The 5116-nt window shown below is 75.0% G+C and carries 5 protein-coding genes and 1 pseudogene; 5 read left to right on the top strand and 1 reads right to left on the bottom strand.

All coding sequences use genetic code 11. The features are described from left to right. Positions 1-294: 294 nt before the first annotated feature. The 5 genes from ABZV94_RS40045 to ABZV94_RS40025 are packed head-to-tail and all read left to right on the top strand — an operon-like array spanning position 295 to position 4720. Entirely contained in the window at positions 295-1188 is an 894-nt protein-coding gene (locus ABZV94_RS40045) for an STAS domain-containing protein (protein WP_356349770.1), read from the top strand. Then, complete coding sequence (locus ABZV94_RS40040; protein ID WP_356349767.1) at positions 1185-1565, top strand: STAS domain-containing protein; 381 nt, start codon at positions 1185-1187, stop codon at positions 1563-1565. The genes ABZV94_RS40045 and ABZV94_RS40040 overlap by 4 nt, the downstream gene beginning before the upstream one ends. After that, positions 1565-2011, top strand: coding sequence for an anti-sigma regulatory factor (locus ABZV94_RS40035; protein ID WP_356349765.1), 447 nt, complete (start codon positions 1565-1567; stop codon positions 2009-2011). Before ABZV94_RS40040 ends, ABZV94_RS40035 begins: the two co-directional genes overlap by 1 nt. Then, positions 2008-3069, top strand: a complete 1062-nt coding sequence (locus ABZV94_RS40030; protein WP_356349763.1) for a SpoIIE family protein phosphatase — start codon at positions 2008-2010, stop codon at positions 3067-3069. The genes ABZV94_RS40035 and ABZV94_RS40030 overlap by 4 nt, the downstream gene beginning before the upstream one ends. Continuing rightward, the gene (locus tag ABZV94_RS40025; protein ID WP_356349761.1) at positions 3053-4720 is read left to right on the top strand and encodes a SpoIIE family protein phosphatase; all 1668 of its coding nucleotides are present in this window, start codon (positions 3053-3055) and stop codon (positions 4718-4720) included. Before ABZV94_RS40030 ends, ABZV94_RS40025 begins: the two co-directional genes overlap by 17 nt. A gap of 134 nt (positions 4721-4854) precedes the next feature. Here the strand turns inward: ABZV94_RS40025 and ABZV94_RS40020 are convergent. Next, positions 4855-5116: pseudogene (locus ABZV94_RS40020) on the bottom strand (catalase HPII); the annotation flags it as partial.

Genomic DNA, 5116 nt, shown 5'->3' with positions numbered 1-5116 from the left:
CCGCGCACCGCACCCCGGCCCGTCCGGAGCCCACGGCCACGGCACCGCTCCGCCTCGGGGGTGCCGGGCCGCGCCGCGCATGCCGGGCAACGCGGTGGCGGCCGGCAGGACCACTGCCGGCGCGGTTCGCCCAGCGTCTCCGGCCAAATGGCGCTGACCTGGGGAAAGTTGCCGTGACCGCACTGTCGGGACCGGGTTTGGCCCCGCCGGACGGCGAGAGCTACGGTGGGCGGTCGGCAATGATCAGGGCGAGGAGCCGGCCGACCGGCGGACCTGGCTGTGCGAGAGGAGAGGATGAGAGTGCCCGAGCAGGACACGGCCGAATCGGCACCGCAGGTGGTGAGTTCCTTCCTGGAACGGCGCAAGGAGCAGATCGCCCAGCGCTGGGCCGACGCCCCCCTGTTCCGTTCGGTCTTCACCGTCTCCCGTGACGAGGCGGTCGAGGCGTGCAAGGCCGTGGTGGACGCGCTGTCCGAGGTGGCCGTCAGCGGACGGCTTGAGGACATCGGGGCTCCCGGCTTCGCGGCGGTGCGCGACCAGTTGGGCCGGATGACCCAGACCCGGACCCGCGCCGGATCCACTCCGGCACAGATCGCCGACGAGGTGGCCGGCCTGCGCGTCCCCGTGGTCGAGCTGCTGCGCGAGGAGTTCGCCGACCCCTCCACCGAGCAGGCCCAGCAGAGCGTGCTGGCGCTGACCCTGCTGTTGGGGACGCTGCGCCTGGTGGTGATGGAGACGGCGCTGGACGCCAACGCCGAGTTGATCGAGCGGCAGCGCCAGCAGCTGCTCGAAGTGGCCACTCCCGTCATCAAGTTGTGGGAGGGCACGGTCGCCGTACCGCTGATCGGGACGCTGGACAGCGCGCGCAGCCAGGTCGTGATGGAGTCGCTGCTGGAGGCCATCGTCGACCAGCGGGCCCGGTACGCCATCCTGGACATCACCGGCGTACCGACGGTGGACTCGCTCGTCGCGCAGCACCTGATGAAGACGGTGGCCGCGGCGCGGCTGATGGGCGCGGAGTGCATCGTGTCCGGGATCCGCCCGGCCATCGCGCAGACCATCGTGCAGCTCGGCATCGACCTGGGCTCGGTCCTCACCCGGGCCTCGCTGTCCGACGCGCTGGCCTACGCGCTGGGCAAGCAGGGCATCGAGGTGTCCCGTGCGGACACGGGTGCGAGCGCCCGGTGAACCAGCCCACCCCCGCCCAGCCGTCCCAGGTGCCGGTGCTCGCCCTGGGCGACGTCCTGCTGGTCTCCCTGCAGGGCGAGCTGCACGACGGCATGGCCGAACAGTTGCAGCAGGACATCACCAACCGCATCGCCACCAGCCGGGTGACCGGTGTGGTCCTCGACATCTCCGGCGTGGACATCGTCGACTCGTTCCTCGGCCGGGTCCTCGCGGAGATCGCCTCCACGGCCAGCCTGCTGGCGGCCCGTACGGTCCTGGCCGGCATGCGGCCCGCCGTGGCGATCACCCTGGTCGAGCTGGGGCTCACCCTGCCCGGCCTGGTCACCGCCCTGGACGTCGACCGTGCCATGGAACTGCTGTCCCAGAGGGGGAGCTGATGCGGTCGTCCGGCCAGGTTTCCGCGACGAGCCTGCCCATCGGCTCGGACGCGGATCTGGCCTGGGTCCGGCAGCAGGTGCGGCAGTGCGCGGCGCAGCTCGGCTTCGGTCTGGTGCAGCAGACCAAGCTGGTGACGGCGGCGAGCGAGCTGGCCCGGAACACGCTGGTGCACGGTGGCGGCGGGCGGGCGGAGATCACGCCGCTGGACAACGGCCGCACCCGGGGCCTGCGCATGAGTTTCATCGACAGCGGTCCGGGCATCCGCGACCTGGAACTGGCCATGACCGACGGGTACACCTCCGGCGGCGGCCTCGGACTCGGGTTGAGCGGAGCGAAGCGGCTGGTGCACGAGTTCAGCGTGGACACCGAGCCCGGCCGGGGGACGACCGTCACCGCCGTCGCCTGGGTGGCCCAGGTCCCCGCGTCCCGTCCGGGGGTGGGATGAGCCGGGTGTGGGAGATCCCGGTGCACGACTCCACGCGTGTCCGGGACGCCCGGATCGCGGCCCGCGAGGCGTGCGGACGGGCGGGCCTCGCCGCCGCGCGCACGGCGGCCGCGGAGCTGGTCGCCACCGAGCTGGCCACCAACCTGCTCAAGCACGCCGGCGGGGGCCGCATGGTGGTCAATCTGGTGATGGCGCCGGCCGGCGGGGAGGACACGTCGGTGCAGCTGTTCTCGCTGGACAACGGCCCCGGCATCGCCGACGTCGACGCCGCGCTGCGGGACGGCTGGTCCACCGCGGCCGGGTCGCTCGGCGCGGGCCTGGGCAGCTGCCGGCGCAGCGCCAACGCCTTCCACCTGTACAGTCTGCCGGGCCGTGGGACGGTCGCGGCGGCGCGGATCGACCGCGATCCCGGCGGGCGCGGGACACCGGCGGCACCGGTACCGGCGGGCGGGATCACGGTCGCCCTCACGCGGGCCGAGCAGTGCGGTGACGCGTGGAGCTGGGTGCGTTCCGGGAGCCTGCTGACGCTGCTGCTCGCGGACGGCCTGGGCCACGGTCCGAAGGCCGCCCACGCCTCCGACGCGGCGGTGGCGGAGTTGCGCCGCACCGCGCATCTGCCGCCGGCCGACATCCTGCGCCGGCTGCACACCGCGCTGCGGCCCACCCGGGGCGCCGCGGTCACCGTGGCCCAGGTGGACACGGACCGGGGGGAACTCACCTTCGCGGGCGTCGGCAACGTCGGCGCCCGGGTGCGCACCGGGGACTCCTGGACGTCCCTCGTCTCCCATCCGGGGATCGTCGGCGCGTACTTCCCGGCGCACGTGCCCGTGCGCCGGGTGCCGTGGCACCGGGACAGTCTGCTCGTCGTGCACAGTGACGGACTGCCCAGCCGGTGGCGGCCGCCGGAGGACCCCCGGCTGCTCGCCCAGGACCCGTCGGTGGTCGCCGCGGCCATCCTGCGCGACGCGGGCAGCCCCGCCCGCCCCGTACGCGACGACACCAGCGTGGCCGTACTGGCCCCCGACCGCCGGACCAGCGCCGATGACAGCCGCCTCTGAGAACTGGACGATCGCCTCCGCCGCCGACGCGGCCCGCGCCCGTGCCCTGCTGGCGCGGCTCACCGCGGACGCCGGGGTGCCCGCGCTCGACCGCGCCCGCTTCCTGGCCGCGCTCGGCGCCGGCCTGCGCCGTGCTCTCGGCAGCGGTGGCGCGGACCTGACCGTGACGACGGGTGCGGGCGGGCAGCTGCGGGTCGCCCTGGGCGGTGCGGAGCCGTGGCAGCACACGCTCGTGTGCCCGGCCCCCGTGACCGGCCCGCTGCCCCGCCTGGACGAGGCCCCGCTCGCCGAGGCCCTGCTGGGCGCCGACGAGGACACCGCGGCGGTGCTGGCGCACCTGGCGGAGACGGAGAAGCTGCTGCGGTTCCACCGGGAGGAGCTGCACCAGACCAACCAGGGCGTGCTGGCGCTGCACGCCGAGCTGGAGGCGGCGGCTCTGGCGCAGCGCGAACTCCTGGAGGCGGAGCGGGCGGCGCGCGCCGAGGCGGAGAAGGCCCGCCGTCTGCTGACCTTCCTGGCCAACGCGAGCGCGGTGCTGAACGCCTCCCTCGACCACGAGGACATCCTGCGCCGGCTGCCCGAGCTGCTGGTCCCGGAGTACGCGCGGCACGTCGACGTCTGGCTCGTGGACGACGAGCGGATCCTGCCGGCCGAGCGGGCGGCGGCCACGGTGACGGCGGCGCGCACCGGCCGTCCGCAGCACGCGGGCCCCCATCCCGGTGAGCTCCCCGGCGTGGACGACCTGCCGGCCTCCGCGCTCTCCCCGGACCGGCCGCTGCTGTGCCTGCCGCTCGGCGCGCGCACCGTGCAGGGGGTGCTGACGCTGGCGGCACCCGGCGAGCGCTTCGACCCGGACACCACGGTGATGCTGCTGGAACTGGCCCGGCGGGCCGGCATCGCCCTGGACAACGCCCGCCAGTACGAGCAGCACCGGGACGTGGCGGAGGCCCTGCAGCGCGCCCAGCTGACGGAACTGCCCACCACCCCGGGCCTCGACCTGGCCGCGCGCTATCTGCCGGCGACGCACGGTCTGAACATCGGCGGCGACTGGTACGACGCGTTTCCGCAGCCGGACGGCAGTGTGCTGGCGGTGATAGGGGACGTCACGGGGCACGGGCTGCGCGCGGCGGTGATCATGGGCCAGCTGCGGACCGCGCTGCGCGCCTACGCCGTCGAGGGCAACGGCCCGGCGCGCATCCTCACCCTGCTGCACCGGATGCTCCGCCATCAGCAGCCGGAGCTGTACGCGACCTGTGCGATCGCCCGGTTCACGCCCGGGGAGCCCGGGGTGGTGTGGGCGGCGGCCGGGCATCCCCCGGCCATCGCGCGCGGCCCGGACGGCGAGGTGCGGGTGCTGGAGGCCAGACCCGGGATCATGCTGGGGGTTCCGCTGGCGTTCTCGTACGAGGAGCACACGCTGGAGCTTCCGGTGGGCTCGACGCTCGCGCTGTACACGGACGGCCTGGTGGAGCGACGGTCGGCCGGGATCGACGCGGGCATCGACCGCCTCGCCCAGGCCATGGGGGCGCTGGGCCGGTCGGATCTGGCGGATCTGAACGGGGCGGCCGACGCGCTGCTCAAGCCGATGCTGCACGACTCCGAGCACGACGACGACATCTGCCTGTTGCTGTGCCGCACCACGCTGGAGTGAGGAGCCGTGGGGGGGGGGGCCCGGGGGGGGGGGGGGGGCGGCGGGCGGGGGGGGGGGGGAGGGGAGAGGGCTGCCCGGGGGGGGGGAGCCGGCGCGGGGCCGTGGCTCGTACTGCGGACAGGTGACCGAGGCCGTCAGGCGGCGGACGGGAAGCGTTCCCAGACCCGGTGGGCGCCGAGCAGCCGGATGAGCTGCTGGAGCGCGGCGGTGGCGGTGTCGTCGGCGATGACACCGGGCGCCTCCAGCGGGATGCCGGCCGCCTCCAGGGCGCTCTGTCCGCCCTTGGCGGCGCCGATGGCCTTTCCGTGCCGGTAGGCCTCCGCCAGCAGCAGCCCCACCCGCGGGTCGGGGGTGGCCTGGTGGCCGTTGGGCCCGCCCGCCTTGGCGTCCCGGGCG

The organism is Streptomyces sp. NPDC004658, from assembly GCF_040609555.1.
Classification (GTDB): Bacteria; Actinomycetota; Actinomycetes; order Streptomycetales; family Streptomycetaceae; genus Streptomyces.
This window is presented reverse-complemented; position numbering and strand designations above follow the sequence as displayed.

What these genes read in the sequence shown, in the direction of transcription:
- ABZV94_RS40045 (WP_356349770.1), top strand. Translation starts at nt 295, where the DNA reads ATGAGAGTGCCCGAGCAGGACACGGCCGAATCGGCACCGCAGGTGGTG.
- ABZV94_RS40035 (WP_356349765.1), top strand. Translation starts at nt 1,565, where the DNA reads ATGCGGTCGTCCGGCCAGGTTTCCGCGACGAGCCTGCCCATCGGCTCG.
- ABZV94_RS40030 (WP_356349763.1), top strand. Translation starts at nt 2,008, where the DNA reads ATGAGCCGGGTGTGGGAGATCCCGGTGCACGACTCCACGCGTGTCCGG.
- ABZV94_RS40025 (WP_356349761.1), top strand. Translation starts at nt 3,053, where the DNA reads ATGACAGCCGCCTCTGAGAACTGGACGATCGCCTCCGCCGCCGACGCG.